Raw genomic sequence first — 14,980 nt, forward strand, 5'->3', positions numbered from 1 at the left:
CCCGGCGGCCGGTCCGGGAGACACCTGTGTAATGCACGGTTCGTACCGTCGCAGAAGGCTCGCAGCGGCTCTCACCAGGCCGATCGTCAGAAAGAAGGGGGCGCCCGTGGCCCTGCCGGACCCGCGGACCGACAGCACGACGAAGGTGCGCACGGTCTGCTCGTACTGCGGTGTCGGCTGCGGCCTGGTCCTCGACGTCGGCCGCGGCCCGGACGGACGCCGTACGGTCCTGAAGGCGTCCGGCGACAAGGAGCACCCGGCGAACCTCGGCCGGCTGTGCACCAAGGGCGCGACCACCGCAGACCTGCTCGCCGCACCGGGCCGGCTCATCACCGCCCTGGTCCGCCCGGACCGCGGCGAGGAACCCGAGCCGACACCCGTCGACGCGGCCGTTGCCGAGACCGCCCGCCGGCTACGGGCGATCGTCGACGAGCACGGCCCCGACGCGGTCGCCCTCTACGTCTCCGGCCAGATGAGCCTCGAAGCGCAGTACCTCGCGAACAAGCTGGTAAAGGGTTACCTACGCAGCAACCAGATCGAGTCCAACTCGCGGCTGTGCATGGCGAGCGCGGGAACCGGTTACAAACTGTCTCTGGGCGCGGACGGGCCGCCGGGCTCGTACGAGGACCTCGACCGGGCGGACGTCTTTCTCGTCATCGGTTCCAACATGGCCGACTGCCATCCGATCCTCTTCCTGCGGATGATGGACCGGGTCAAGGCGGGCGCCAAACTGATCGTCGTCGACCCGCGCCGCACCGCCACCGCCGCCAAGGCCGACCTGTTCCTGCAGGTCAGGCCGGGCACCGACCTCGCCCTGCTCAACGGCCTCCTCCACCTCCTGCACGAGAACGGGCACACCGACCCCGCCTTCATGGCCGCGTACACCGAGGGCTGGGAGGCGATGCCGGAGTTCCTCGCCGACTACCCGCCGGCAACCGTTTCCCACATCACCGGCATCCCCGAGGCCGACCTGCGCGAGGCGGCCCGGCTGATCGGCGAGGCCGGGGAGTGGACCAGTTGCTGGACGATGGGCCTGAACCAGTCCACGCACGGCACCTGGAACACCAACGCGCTGGTCAACCTCCACCTCGCCACCGGCAAGATCTGCCGCCCCGGCAGCGGCCCCTTCTCCCTCACCGGCCAGCCCAACGCGATGGGCGGCCGTGAGATGGGTTACATGGGACCCGGCCTGCCCGGACAGCGGTCCGTGCTCGTCGACGCCGACCGGGCCTTCGTCGAGGACCAGTGGGGGCTGGAGCCCGGCACGATCCGCGCCGACGGCGTCGGCAAGGGAACCGTCGAGATGTTCCAGAAGATGGCCGACGGCGACATCAAGGCCTGCTGGATCATCTGCACCAACCCCGTCGCCTCCGTGGCCAACCGCCGCACGGTCATCGAGGGCCTGGAGGCCGCCGAGTTCGTCGTCGCGCAGGACGTCTTCTCGGAAACCGAGACAAACGCTTACGCCGACGTTGTCCTGCCCGCCGCGCTGTGGACCGAGTCCGAGGGCGTCCTCGTCAACAGCGAGCGCAACCTCACCCTCGCCCGGCCCGCCGCCGACCCGCCCGGCGAGGCCACGGCCGACTGGCGGCTGATCGCGGCCGTCGCCCGCGCGATGGGTTACGAGAACGGTTTCTCGTACGACAGCGCCGAGCAGATCTTCGAGGAGATCAAGCGCTTCCACAACCCGCAGACCGGCTACGACCTGCGCGGAGTGACCTACGAGCGGCTGCGCGCCACCCCTGTTCAGTGGCCGGCCGCCACCGCCGACGGCCCCGACCGCAACCCCGTCCGGTACGTCGAAGAGGACGGCTCGCTCACCTTCCCCACCCCGAGCGGCCGTGCCGTCTTCCACCCCCGGCCGCATGTCCCGCCCGCCGAGATGCCGGACGACGACTACCCGTTCGTGCTCAACACCGGCCGGCTCCAGCACCAGTGGCACACGCTGACCAAGACGGCGAAGGTGGCCAAGCTCAACAAGCTCGATCCGGGCCCCTTCGTCGAGGTGCACCCCGAGGACGCGGCCGGGCTCGGCATCGCCGACGGCGACTCGGTGGAGGTCGCCTCGCGGCGCGGCCGGGCGGTGCTGCCCGCCGTCGTCACCGACCGGGTCCTGCCCGGTTCCTGCTTCGCGCCCTTCCACTGGAACGACCTGTTCGGCGAGTACCTCAGCGTCAACGCCGTGACCAGCGACGCCGTCGACCCGCTGTCCTTCCAGCCGGAGCTGAAGGTGTGCGCGGTGTCGCTGAGCAAGGTGTCCACGCCGGTGAGCGTGCAGATACCCGGCACCTCCCCGGCGCGGACTCCGGCCGTCGAACCGACCGCGGTCCACCCCGCTGCCGCGACCTCGCCTCTCTCCGTCTCCGACCCCGCTGCTTCCACGGCCGCCGCCGTGTTCGGTCTGGAACCCGCCCCGCCGCCCGTCCTGACCGAGCGGGAACGGCAGTATCTGGTCGGGTTCCTCGCCGGGATCCCGGCCGGTGCGCCCGGCGTGCCGGTCCTGCCGCCGGACGCGCCCTTCAGCACCGAGCACGCCCTCTGGGTCAACGGCACCCTCGCCGGGATGTACTCCCGTGCCGACACCGGTGCGGGTACCGGTACCCGCAGCGCGCCGCAGCGGCCCGCTGGACGCCGGGTGGTGATCCTGTGGGCCTCCCAGACCGGCAACGCCGAGGAGGTCGCCGCCGCCACCGCCGACCGGGTCGTGGCGGGCGGTCACACCGCCTCCCTCGTCGCCATGGACGAGGCCGACCCCGCCGCGCTGCCCTCCGACGCCGATCTCCTGCTGATCACCAGCACCTTCGGCGACGGCGACGCCCCCGACAACGGCGCCGGTTTCTGGGACGGCCTGGCCGACCTGGACGCCGGACGCCTGACCGGCCGCCGCTACGCCGTCCTCGCCCTCGGCGACTCCTCCTACGACGACTTCTGCGGACACGGACGCCGACTGGACCACCGCATGGACGAGCTGGGCGCCGTACGGCTGGCGCCCCGCACGGACTGCGAACCGGACTACGAGCCGCAGGCGGACGCCTGGCTGGACCAGGTGCTCACCGCGCTCAAGGAGGCGGAGCCCGAGGCGGGCGGGGGAGCGGCGGGAGCCGGGGAGACGGTACGACCCGTGTCGGCGGCCGTGCAGCTCGCGCCCGCCGCACCGGCCGCGCCTTCGCCGTCCGTCGTCGCAGGCACGCGGCGGTCGGGGCGCCCCGCTGCCGTCACCGCCCGCCTGGTCGGCAACCGGTTGCTGAGTCTGCCGGGTTCCGGCAAGGAGGTACGCCGCTTCACCTTCGACACCCGCGACAGCGAGACCCCGCTCGTCTACGAGGCCGGCGACGCCCTCGGCGTACGTCCTCTCAACTCGCCTGAGCTGGTGGCGGAATGGCTGGTAGCAACCGGTCTCGACGCGCCTGCGCGGGTGCGGCTGAACGGTGTCGGCGAGGTCGGCCTCGACGAGGCACTGCTGCGCCACCTCGACATCACCCGGATCACCCCCGCCCTGCTGCGTTTCACCGCCGACCGCATCCGCGACCCGCGTGAACTGCGCAAGCTGCTGCGCCCGGACAACAAGGGCGAGCTGGCGAAATGGTCCTGGGGGCGGCAGGCCGTGGACGTGGCCGCCGAGTTCGGGGTGCGGGCCGGGGCGCAGGAGTGGGTCGAGGTGCTCGGACGGCTCCAGCCGCGCCTGTACTCCATATCGTCGAGCCCGCTCACCGACCCCCACCTCGTTTCGCTCACCGTTTCCGTAGTGCGTTACGAGAACCTGGCCGGCCGCCCCCGGCAGGGCGTCTGTTCGCCCTTCCTCGCCGACGCCGGGCCGGGCACCGAGGTGCCGGTGCACGTGCAGCGCTCGCCGCACTTCCGGCCGCCCGCCGATCCGGCGACGCCGATGGTGATGGTGGGGCCCGGCACCGGGGTGGCGCCCTTCGTCGGCTTCCTGGAGGAGCGGCGGGCCCGCGGCCACCGGGGACCGAACTGGCTGTTCTTCGGTGAGCAGCAGCGGGCAACCGACTTCTACTACGAGGAGGAACTGACCGCCCTGCTCGCCGACGGCACCCTGGAACGCCTGGACACCGCTTTCTCCCGCGACCAGCGCGCCAAGATCTATGTGCAGGACAGGATGCGGGAGCACGGCTCCCAACTGTGGTCCTGGCTGCGGGACGGCGCCCACTTCTACGTCTGCGGGGATGCCTCCCGCATGGCCAGGGACGTCGACCAGGCCCTGCGCGACATCGCCGTCGTCCACGGCGGTCTGGGGGAGGCGGAGGCGGCGGCGTACGTCAAGCAGTTGGCCGCCGACAAACGGTATGTACGGGACGTCTACTGACGGTCGTCACCCACGGTGATCCTCGTCAAGTCACGTTGCGCCGAGTTGAGTTGATATTCGGCCAACTTCGGCGCGCCCCTGTTCGGTTTCTCAACAGTAACGGACAAGATCTGACGCACCCTCTGTCCCGTGCAGCCGCACGGTTCGCCCCGAGGAAGGTCATGGTCATGTCGCACCCGCACGTGTCGTCCATGGACCGGCCGGACCGCCCCCAGCGGGTGGTCGTCAGCCGTCGTCGTCTCCTCGAGGGATCGGCCGCCGTGGTCGGCGCGCTCACCCTCTCCACCTCCGTCACCGGCCGCCGCGCCGCCGCCGCGGAGACGACCCCGGAATGGAACGGTCACCTCGACGTCTTCCGGCTCGGCACCGAACCACCCCACACCACCCTCACGCCGTACGCGAACGTCGCCCAGGCCCTCGCCGCCGACCGCACCCGCTCCCCGTACCGGCTCAGCCTGGACGGAACCTGGAAGTTCGCGCACGCCGACCGCCCCGACGACCGCGACGCCGACTTCCACCGCACCGACCTCGACGACAGCGCCTGGGAGACCCTCCCCGTGCCGTCCGTCTGGCAGATGCACGGCTACGACCGCCCGATCTACCTCAACATCACCTACCCGTACTGGGGTCCCAACGGTCAGGGCGAGGACCCGCAGCCGCCGGCCGCGCCCACCCGGTACAACCCCGTCGGCCAGTACCGGCGTACCTTCACCGTGCCGGGGAACTGGGCCGGGCGACGGACGTTCCTGCACTTCGAGGGCGTCAAGTCGGCGCACTACGTGTGGATCAACGGTCATCTCGTGGGCTACCACGAGGACTCCTTCACCCCCGCCGAGTACGACATCACCGAGCATCTGAAGCCCGGCACCAACCAGATCGCCGTGGAGGTCTACCGCTACTCGGACGGCGACTGGCTGGAGGACCAGGACATGATCCGGCTGAGCGGCATCTTCCGCTCGGTCCACCTGTTCTCCACCCCCGCCGTCCACCTGCGCGACTTCAAGCTGGACACCCCGCTCGGCGCCGACCACACCACCGCGGAGCTGGCGGTGACGGCGAGCGTGCGGGACTACGCGGGCGGATCCGGTGGGCGGTATACCGTCGACACCCTTCTGTATGACGCCGACGGGCATCCCGTCTGGCGCCGGCCGCTCCGGCAGAGCGTCGATCTCGCCTCCGGCGGAGAGGTGTCCGTACGGGCCGCGAAGGCCGTTCCCTCACCCCGCCTCTGGTCCGCCGAGGACCCCTACCTCTACACCGCCGTCCTGCAACTGCGCGACCCCGCCGGAAAGGTGATCGAAACCCTTTCCCACCGCGTCGGACTGCGCGAGTTCGCTCTCAAGGACGGGCTGATGCGCATCAACGGCCGCCCCGTCTCCTTCCGCGGCACCAACCGGCACGAGATGCACCCCGCCCGCGGCACCGCCCTCACCCGCGCCGACATGATCCAGGACATCGAGATCATCAAGCGGCTGAACATGAACTCCGTCCGCACCTCGCACTACCCCAACAACACGCAGTGGTACGAACTCGCCGACGAGTACGGCCTCTACCTCGTCGACGAGACCAACCTCGAGACCCACGGCATCCGCTCCGAGTATCCCGGCGACCACCCCGACTGGACGGCCGCCTGCGTGGCCCGCGCCAAGAACATGGTCCACCGCGACAAGAACCACGCATCGGTGGTCATCTGGTCCCTCGGCAACGAGGCCGGCGGCGGCAGCACCTTCACCGCCATGTACGACTGGATCCGCTCCTACGACCCCACCCGCGTCATCCAGTACGAGGGCGACGACCGGCCCGGCATCAGCGACATCCGCTCCGAGATGTACGACAGCCCCCAACGTGTCGAGCAGCGGGCGAAGGACACCGCCGACACCCGGCCGTACGTCATGATCGAATACAGCCACGCGATGGGGAACTCCACCGGCAACTTCAAGAAGTACTGGGACCTCGTCCGCCGCTACGACGTCCTCCAGGGCGGCTGGATCTGGGACTTCGTCGACCAGTCCCTCAACTGGCCGACCTCCGCGCGCACGTTGTTCACCGAGACCGGGCCCGCCCGGCTGCGGGGTGAACTCATGGCGTCCAGCGGCACCTTCGACCGAGAGCAGGGCGTCTCCGGCGCCACCGTCTTCGCCCGCGACCCCCGCCTCGACCTGACCGGCTCCCTCACCCTGGAAGCCTGGGTAACCCCCCGCTACACCGGTTACCACCAGCCGATCATCGCCAAGGGCGACACCCAGTACGCCCTGAAGCAGAGCGACCGGACGCTGGAGTTCTTCATCTACGGCGGCGGCCAGTGGATCACCACGACCTGGACCGTCCCCGAGGACTGGACCGGCCGCGAACACCACATCGCGGGCGTCTTCGACGCGGACGCCGGCTCCCTCACCCTGTACGTCGACGGCGTGCCGCGGGCCACCCGCACCACCACCCGCCGCCCCAGCAACAACACCGCGCCCCTCGCGCTCGGCAACGACACCGACAACCACACCCGCGAGTTCAGCGGCAGCATCCGCCGTGCCCGCGTCTACGCCCGCGCACTGACCGCGGCCGAACTCGCCGCGGACGGCCGCGGTCCCGGCGACGACGGCGTGCGCTTCTGGTTCGACGCGGCGACCGTCGCCGTCGACGAGAAGCAGCCGCGCGAGGAGACCTTCCTCGCCTACGGCGGCGACTGGGGCGACCTCCCCAACGACGGCAGCTTCGTCGCCGACGGTCTCCTCACCGCGGACCGCGGCCTCACCGGAAAGGCCGCCGAGGTCAAGCGCGTCCACCAGGCCGTCAACGCCGCACCGGTGTCCGGCGGCACACCCGGCGCGGTCACGCTGACCAACGAATATCTCTTCACCAACCTCCGTCAGTTCAACGGCAGTTGGTCGCTCGTCGCCGACGGCAAGGTCACCCAGAAGGGCAAGCTGACCCGCGGCCAGCTCGACGTCCCGCCGCTCTCCCGCAAGGACATCACCGTCCCCCTGAAGCTGCCCACCGCACCGGCACCCGGCAGCGAGTACTTCCTCGAACTGTCCTTCACCCTCAAGGAGTCCACCCTCTGGGCCAGGGCGGGTTTCGAGGTGGCGCGGCAGCAGCTCCCGATCGACGCGGGCAGCCGGGCCGTGACTCCCGTGCCCCTCGAGGACGTTCCCGCCCTCACCCACGAGGAAGGCGACACCACCGTCACCGTCACCGGCCGGGACTTCTCCGTCACCGTCGACAAACGCACCGGCGTCATCACCTCCTTCGAGGCCGACGGCACCCGCCTCATCACCTCGGGCCCCGCGCCCAACTTCTGGCGGGCGCCCACCGACAACGACCACGGAAACGGCCAGCACACCCGCAACCAGACCTGGCGCGACGCGGGCACCCTGCGCACGGTCAACGGTGTGAGCGTGCGGGCGCTGCGCGACCGGGCCGTCGAGATCAAGGTCACCGGCACACTGCCGACCACGTCACCGTCGACGTACTCCACCACCTACACCGTTTTCGGAAACGCCGAGATCAAGGTCGACCACACACTGCACCCGGGCGCCGCGAACCTGCCGTACATCCCGGAGGTCGGGAGCATCCTGTTTCTGCCGTCCCGCCTGGAGCACGTGCACTACTACGGGCGCGGGCCCGAGGAGAACCACTGGGACCGCAACAACGGCACCGACGTGGGCCTCCACTCGGGGACGGTCAGCGGGCAGTGGACGCCGTACATCCGCCCGCAGGAGAACGGCAACAGGACCGACGTGCGCTGGGTCGCCCTCACCGACCGCGACGGCGTAGGCCTGCTCGCCACCGGTGAATCCCTGCTGGAGGTCAACGCCTCCCACTTCACGCCCGAGGACCTGTCGGTCGGCGCCCGCCACGACTACCAGCTCACCCCGCGCCCCGAGGTCGTACTGCGGCTGAACCACCGGCAGATGGGCGTCGGCGGTGACAACAGCTGGGGCGCGCACACCCACGACGAGTACAAGCTGTTCGCCGACCGGGACTACGCCTACAGCTACCGGCTGCGTCCGCTGAAGGGCGTCACGCGGGCGATGGCGGCCTCGCGAAGGCCGACGGCGACGGAGTAGCCGTAGCGGGGAGGGGCCCGTCGGAGCCGCCGCCGACGGGCCCCTCCCCATGGCGATCTCGGACACACCGTGATGATCTCTGTGGCGGTGGGCGCGGTGGAGCGGAACAATCCACCACGGAACGGGTAACGCCAACCGAGGAAGAGGAACGTCCCATGGTGGAGCAGGACGAGCGCTTCGATGTCGTCGTACTCGGCGCCGGGCCCGGCGGCTACGTCGCCGCGGTGCGCGCCGCCCAGCTGGGAAAACGCGTCGCCGTCGTGGAGGAGAAGTACTGGGGCGGCGTCTGCCTGAACGTGGGCTGCATCCCGACCAAGGCGCTCCTGCGCAACGCCGAACTCGCGCACATCTTCACCCGTGAGGCGAAGACGTTCGGGATCAAGGTCGACGGGGAGGTCTCCTTCGACTACGGCGAGGCCTACCGCCGCAGCCGCAAGGTCGCCGACGGCCGCGTCAAGGGCGTCCACTTCCTGATGAAGAAGAACAAGATCACCGAGTACGACGGCCGCGGCACGTTCCTCGATGCGCACAACCTTCAGGTAACCGGTTACGACGGGGAGACCCGCACCATCGGGTTCGAACACTGCATCATCGCCACCGGCGCCACACCCAGGCTGCTGCCCGGCACCAAGCGCAGCGCACGCGTGGTGACGTACGAGGAGCAGATCCTCGCCGAGGACCTGCCGAGGTCGATCGTCGTCGCGGGGGCCGGCGCGATCGGCATCGAGTTCGCCTACATCCTGCACAACTACGGCGTGAAGGTCACGATCGTCGAGTTCCTGGACCGGATGGCGCCGCTGGAGGACGCCGAGGTCTCCGCCGAACTGGCGAAGCAGTACCGCCGGCTGGGCATCGACGTGCTCACCTCCACCCGGGTCGAGGCGATCGACGAGTCCGGCCCGCAGGTCCGGGTCACCGTCACCGGCAAGGACGGCTCCCAGCAGGTCCTGGAGGCCGACAAGGTGCTCCAGGCCATCGGCTTCGCACCGAACGTCACCGGATACGGCCTGGAGAACACCGGGGTGACGGTCACCGAGCGCGGTGCCATCGACGTGGACGGCCACTGCCGCACCTCCGTCCCGCACATCTATGCCATCGGCGACGTCACCGCCAAGCTGATGCTCGCGCACGCCGCCGAGGCGATGGGCATCATCGCCGCCGAGACCCTCGCCGACGCGGAAACCATGGAACTCGATTACGCGATGATTCCGCGCGCCACCTTCTGCCAGCCCCAGATCGCCAGCTTCGGCTACACCGAGGCCCAGGCCCGCGACCTCGGGCATGACGTCAAGGTCGCCAAGTTCCCCTTCACCGCCAACGGCAAGTCGCACGGTCTCGGCGACACCACCGGCTTCGTGAAACTGATCAGCGACGCCAAGTACGGCGAGCTGCTCGGCGGCCACCTCATCGGGCCCGACGTCACCGAGCTGCTGCCCGAGCTGACCCTGGCCCAGCAGTGGGACCTCACCGTCCACGAGGTCGCCCGCAACGTCCACGCCCACCCGACCCTGAGCGAGGCCGTCAAGGAGGCCGTGCACGGCCTGGCCGGACACATGATCAACATGTGAGACGCCGGCGGCGGGACCGTTCACCCGGACGGCCCCGTCGCGCTCGCCCTCCCCGTACGGCCGGGATGTCCTGACATCCGGAGGACCCCGCCGGCGGACGAGGGAGAGCACCATGGCGGACGGTGGCACCCCCACGGGCGGCACGGGCGGCACGGACGCCGGGCGTGCCCGTCGTGAACGGTTACCGCACGGATGGCCTGCGGATCGGCGTCCCCGGGGCAACCCGCAGGGGGAGATCGGCACCGCCTGGTCCGTGCCGCCCGGCGGACCGCGCCCGCCGACCGTGTCCGCCCGGATCACCGGTGGTGTCGCCTTCGCCGGCACCCTGATGCTGTGCAGCGGTTTCCTCGCTTTTCTCCAGGGCATCGCGGCGATCGCGGAGGACGACATCTACGCCCGTGTCGGCTCGTACGTCTACGGGCTGAGCCTCGTCGGCTGGGGCTGGATCCACCTGGTCCTCGGCGTCCTGGTCGCCGTCACCGGCGCGGGCCTCCTCAGGGGCATGGCCCCGGCCCGCCCACCGGGCATACTCCTCGCCTCGCTCAGCCTCGTCACCCAGTTCCTGTTCCTGCCGTACGAGCCGGTGTGGTCGGTGGTGGTGATGGCGATCGACGTGCTCGTCATCCGGGCCCTGGCGTCGTGGCAGCCGAGGGCCGGACGACAGAGGAGGGATACCGCCGACCCGGGTTCGCGTTCGCGGCGATGCCATGTGCTCCGGACGCGGTGGTGAAACCGGCCGCGTACCGCGGCCACCTCTGGCCGGGTGAGGCGGTTCCCCCGTTACTCGGAGGTGTCACTGACACCCAACCGCAGGTGTTCGACGTGGTAGACGGCCTGGTCGAGGAGTTCCGCGACGTGGTGGTCGTGCAGGGCGTAGACGACCGAACGGCCGCGCCGCTCGCCGACCACCAGGCCCAGGTTGCGCAGCAGCCGCAGCTGGTGCGAGCACGCGGACTGTTCCATGCCGACCGCGGCGGCCAACTCCGTCGCGGGGAGCGGCCCTTCGCGCAGGCGGGCGAGGATCAGCAGCCGGGATGGGGTGGATAGGGCCTGGAGGGTGGTGGCCACCTTGGCCACATTGTCCGCGTCCAGGCGCACGCGGTCGGTGGCTGTGGTGGTGACGGCTCCATGACCCATGGGGGCATCTTACCCAGTGGGAATGAACAAATGAACGAGTCTTCATGCGTTCCTGTATGGTGGGGCGAGTGTCCACCACCCTCGTCTCCCCCTCCACCGCCGCGGACCCGACGCCACCCCGCCGCCGCACCCGTCTCCTCGCCCTTCCGGAGGCCCGCTGGGCCCTCGTGGCGACCGTCTCCTTCCTGGCCGGCCTCGGGTTCGACGTCGGCGGCGCACCGTCGTGGACGTACGGGATCCTGTATGCGGTCGCCTATCTGGCCGGCGGCTGGGAACCGGCACGCGAAGGTCTGCGTGCGCTGCGCGAGAAGACCCTCGACGTCGACCTGCTGATGATCGTCGCCGCGCTGGGCGCGGCCGCGATCGGCCAGGTGCTCGACGGCGCCCTGCTGATCGTCATCTTCGCCACCTCGGGCGCCCTGGAAGCACTGGCCACCGCCCGAACCGCCGACTCCGTCCGCGGCCTCCTCGACCTCGCCCCCGACACCGCGACCCGCCTCACCGACCACGGCGAGGAAACCGTCCCGGCCACCGAACTCGGCGTCGGCGACCTGCTGCTGGTCCGTCCGGGCGAACGTATCGGCGCCGACGGCCGCGTCGTCGACGGTGTCAGCGAGGCCGACCAGGCGACCATCACCGGCGAACCCCTCCCTGTCGTCAAGCGCCCCGGCGACGACGTCTTCGCCGGCACGCTCAACGGCACGGGCGCCCTCCGTGTCCGCGTCGAACGCGACCCCGCCGACTCCGTCATCGCCCGCATCGTCACCCTCGTCGAGGAGGCCTCCCGCACCAAGGCGCCGACCCAGCTGTTCATCGAGAAGATCGAACAGCGCTACGCCGTCGGGATGGTGGCCGCCACCCTCGCCGTGTTCGCCGTGCCGCTCGCCTTCGGCGCGAACCTCACGGACGCCCTGCTCCGCGCGATGACCTTCATGATCGTCGCGTCCCCGTGCGCGGTCGTCCTCGCCACCATGCCGCCGCTCCTGTCCGCCATCGCCACCGCCGGCCGGCACGGCGTCCTCGTCAAGTCGGCCGTCGCGATGGAACGCCTCGGCGAGATCGACACCGCCGCCCTCGACAAGACGGGCACCCTCACCGAGGGCACCCCCGAGGTCACCGACGTGAGCCCGCTGCCGGGCTCCGGCCTCGACGCCGACGCCCTCCTCGCCCTGGCGGCGGCCGCCGAGCATCCCAGCGAACATCCGCTGGCGCGAGCGGTCGTGGCGGCGGCACGGGCCCGCGGGCTGCGGATCGCCACGGCGAAGCGGTTCGTGGCGACGCCGGGGCGGGGGGTCAGCGCGGTGGTCGAGGGGTGTGCGGTGGAGGTCGGCAGGATGGGGGATTCCGCCGACCGTATGCGCCAGGTCGACGATGTGCGGGATCTCGACGACCGTATGCACGAGGTCGACGGTATGCAGAATGAGGTCGACCGTCCGTCGGCCGCCCACGACGGTATGCAGAATGAGGTCGACCGTCCGTCGGCCGCCGACGACGGTATGCAGGATGCGGTCGACCGCCCGTCGCCCGCCACCGGTATGCGGAATCCGCCCCGCCCCAGCCCTCACCTCCGTTCCCCCTCCCCCTCCCACGCCCACGCCCACTCCCACCCCGGCCCCTCGGCCGGTACCACCGTCCTCGTCACCCGGGACTCCACCCCCGTCGGCACCCTCACCCTCACCGACCGTCTCCGTCCCGCCGCCCGGGCCGCCACCGCCGCCCTGGCCGGGCTGACCGGCGCCACCCCCGTCCTCCTCACCGGCGACAACGCGTACGCCGCTGCCCGGGTCGCCGAGGCCACCGGCATCACGGACGTCCGCGCGGATCTGCTCCCCGAGGACAAGGTGAACGCCGTCCGGGATCTCCAACTCGGGGGCCGCAAGGTGCTGTTCGTCGGTGACGGGGTCAATGACGCGCCCGCGCTCGCCGCGGCGCACTCGGGTCTCGCGATGGGCCGGGCGGGTTCCGACCTGGCGCTGGAGACGGCGGACGCCGTCGTGGTGCGCGACGACCTCACGGCCGTACCGGCGGTCGTACGGCTGTCGCGGACCGCGCGTCGGCTGGTGCTGCAGAACCTGGTGATCGCGGGTGCGTTCATCACCGGCCTCGTCCTCTGGGACCTGTTCGGCCATCTCCCGTTGCCGCTCGGTGTGGCCGGTCACGAGGGGTCGACCGTGCTGGTCGGGCTCAACGGGCTGCGGCTGCTGCGGGAGCGCGCCTGGCAGGGGTGACCGGCGTCACCGCTGGACAGGCGAGGTTGATGTCGGATTCTCGCCAGCGCTGGGACGGGCCGGTGGCGGATGCTGGACGCATGCTGAACGGGATGTACACCGACCGGGAGCGCTGTGTGCGCGCCGTGCAGTCCAAGGACGCGCGGTTCGACGGGTGGTTCTTCACAGCGGTCCTGACCACCGGCATCTACTGCCGGCCGAGCTGTCCGGTGGTGGCGCCGAAACCGGAGAACATGGTTTTCCACGCGAGCGCCGCCGCCTGCCAGCAGGCGGGGTTCCGGGCCTGCAAGCGCTGCCGGCCCGACACCAGCCCCGGCTCTCCGGAGTGGAACCGGCGCGCCGACCTCGTCGCCCGCGCCATGCGGCTGATCGCCGACGGTGTGGTCGACCGTGAGGGAGTGCCGGGCCTCGCCGGGCGCCTCGGCTACAGCACCCGCCAGGTCGAGCGCCAACTCCTCGCCGAACTGGGCGCGGGCCCGCTGGCGTTGGCCCGCGCCCAGCGGGCCCAGACCGCCCGGCTGCTGGTCGAGTCCACCGAACTGCCCATGGCGGACGTGGCGTTCGCGGCGGGGTTCGCCTCCGTCCGTACGTTCAACGACACCGTGCGCGAGGTCTTCGCCCTCTCCCCGACCGAGCTGCGCGCCCGCGTCCCGAAGCGGGACGACGCCACCACGGCGGCACTCCGCGCCGTGCCGCCGCGCGCCCCGACGTCCCGCACCCTGCCGCCCGGAACCACCGCGACACCGGCGGGCCCCGCCCCCGTCACCCTCCACCTCCGCCTGCCGTTCCGTGCCCCTCTCCACCCCGACAACCTCTTCGGGCACCTCGCGGCGACCGCCGTGCCGGGGGTGGAGGAGTGGCGGGACGGGGCGTACCGGCGCACGCTGCGGCTGCCGTACGGGCACGGGATCGTGGGGCTCGCTCCGCGCCCCGACCACATCGCCTGCCGGCTCACCCTCAGTGACCTGCGGGATCTCACCGTCGCCATCAGCCGCTGCCGGCGGCTGCTCGACCTGGACGCCGACCCCGTCGCCGTCGACGACCGGTTGCGCACGGACCCGCTGCTCGCCCCGCTGGTGGACAAGGCGCCGGGCCGCCGCGTCCCGCGCACCGTGGACGAGGCCGAGTTCGCCGTGCGTGCGGTCCTCGGGCAGCAGGTGTCCACGGCGGCGGCCCGTACCCACGCGGCCCGTCTGGTCGCCGCGCACGGGGACGCCGTGGACGACCCGGACGGCGGCCTCACCCACCTCTTCCCGACGTCCGAGGCGCTCGCCGCCCTCGATCCCGAGTCGCTGGCGATGCCCCGCACCCGCCGTACGACGTTCACCACCCTCGTGAGTCAACTGGCCGACAGCAGCCTGCACCTGGGGGTCGAGTCCGACTGGGCGCAGGCCCGCGCCCACCTGCTCGCGCTGCCCGGTTTCGGCCCCTGGACGGTAGACGTCATCGCGATGCGGGCCCTCGGCGACCCCGACGCGTTTCTCCCCACCGACCTCGGAGTCCGGCGTGCCGCCCAGGAGCTGGGCCTGCCCTCCACCCCGGCCGCGCTCACCGCCCACGCCGCGGCGTGGCGCCCCTGGCGGGCGTACGCCGTCCAGTACCTGTGGGCGACCGACAGTCACCCGATCAACTTCCTCCCGGCCTGAGCACGTTCACGAA

General features: G+C 71.2%; 7 protein-coding genes. 6 read left to right on the forward strand and 1 reads right to left on the reverse strand.

The window, feature by feature from the left end:
- Positions 1-106 precede the first annotated feature (106 nt).
- From ACFWJX_RS02030 to ACFWJX_RS02045, 4 genes are all read left to right on the forward strand, one after another.
- Positions 107-4,324 (forward strand): molybdopterin-dependent oxidoreductase, encoded by a 4,218-nt coding sequence (locus ACFWJX_RS02030; RefSeq protein ID WP_383235388.1) that lies wholly within the window; start codon positions 107-109, stop codon positions 4,322-4,324.
- Positions 4,325-4,485: 161 nt separating this feature from the next.
- A complete protein-coding gene (locus ACFWJX_RS02035) occupies positions 4,486-8,388 on the forward strand; it encodes a glycoside hydrolase family 2 TIM barrel-domain containing protein (protein ID WP_383235391.1) in 3,903 nt (1,300 codons plus the stop codon).
- A 155-nt stretch (positions 8,389-8,543) separates the two neighbouring features.
- Positions 8,544-9,956: a dihydrolipoyl dehydrogenase gene (gene lpdA, locus ACFWJX_RS02040; protein WP_383235394.1), complete on the forward strand. Its 1,413-nt coding sequence runs from the start codon at positions 8,544-8,546 to the stop codon at positions 9,954-9,956.
- 112 nt (positions 9,957-10,068) lie between these two features.
- A complete protein-coding gene (locus ACFWJX_RS02045) occupies positions 10,069-10,686 on the forward strand; it encodes a hypothetical protein (RefSeq protein ID WP_383235397.1) in 618 nt (205 codons plus the stop codon).
- Between the two features lie 50 nt (positions 10,687-10,736).
- On the opposite strand, the gene ACFWJX_RS02050 is transcribed toward ACFWJX_RS02045, so the two are convergent.
- Positions 10,737-11,093 (reverse strand): ArsR/SmtB family transcription factor, encoded by a 357-nt coding sequence (locus tag ACFWJX_RS02050; RefSeq protein ID WP_383235400.1) that lies wholly within the window; start codon positions 11,091-11,093, stop codon positions 10,737-10,739.
- A gap of 56 nt (positions 11,094-11,149) precedes the next feature.
- On the opposite strand from ACFWJX_RS02050, the gene ACFWJX_RS02055 reads away from it, so the two are divergent.
- Together ACFWJX_RS02055 and ACFWJX_RS02060 are read left to right on the forward strand one after the other, a co-directional pair.
- Complete coding sequence (locus ACFWJX_RS02055) at positions 11,150-13,321, forward strand: heavy metal translocating P-type ATPase (protein WP_383235919.1); 2,172 nt, start codon at positions 11,150-11,152, stop codon at positions 13,319-13,321.
- A gap of 80 nt (positions 13,322-13,401) precedes the next feature.
- Positions 13,402-14,967 (forward strand): AlkA N-terminal domain-containing protein, encoded by a 1,566-nt coding sequence (locus ACFWJX_RS02060; RefSeq protein ID WP_383235403.1) that lies wholly within the window; start codon positions 13,402-13,404, stop codon positions 14,965-14,967.
- Positions 14,968-14,980: the final 13 nt, after the last annotated feature.

This window comes from Streptomyces sp. NPDC058335 (assembly GCF_042723915.1).
Taxonomy (GTDB): domain Bacteria; phylum Actinomycetota; class Actinomycetes; order Streptomycetales; family Streptomycetaceae; genus Streptomyces.

Excerpts from the sequence above, each read along its gene's own strand:
- ACFWJX_RS02035 (WP_383235391.1), top strand. The coding sequence starts at position 4,486 with ATGGTCATGTCGCACCCGCACGTGTCGTCCATGGACCGGCCGGACCGC.
- lpdA (WP_383235394.1), top strand. The coding sequence starts at position 8,544 with ATGGTGGAGCAGGACGAGCGCTTCGATGTCGTCGTACTCGGCGCCGGG.
- ACFWJX_RS02045 (WP_383235397.1), top strand. The coding sequence starts at position 10,069 with ATGGCGGACGGTGGCACCCCCACGGGCGGCACGGGCGGCACGGACGCC.
- ACFWJX_RS02050 (WP_383235400.1), bottom strand. The coding sequence starts at position 11,093 with ATGGGTCATGGAGCCGTCACCACCACAGCCACCGACCGCGTGCGCCTG.
- ACFWJX_RS02055 (WP_383235919.1), top strand. The coding sequence starts at position 11,150 with ATGGTGGGGCGAGTGTCCACCACCCTCGTCTCCCCCTCCACCGCCGCG.
- ACFWJX_RS02060 (WP_383235403.1), top strand. The coding sequence starts at position 13,402 with ATGCTGAACGGGATGTACACCGACCGGGAGCGCTGTGTGCGCGCCGTG.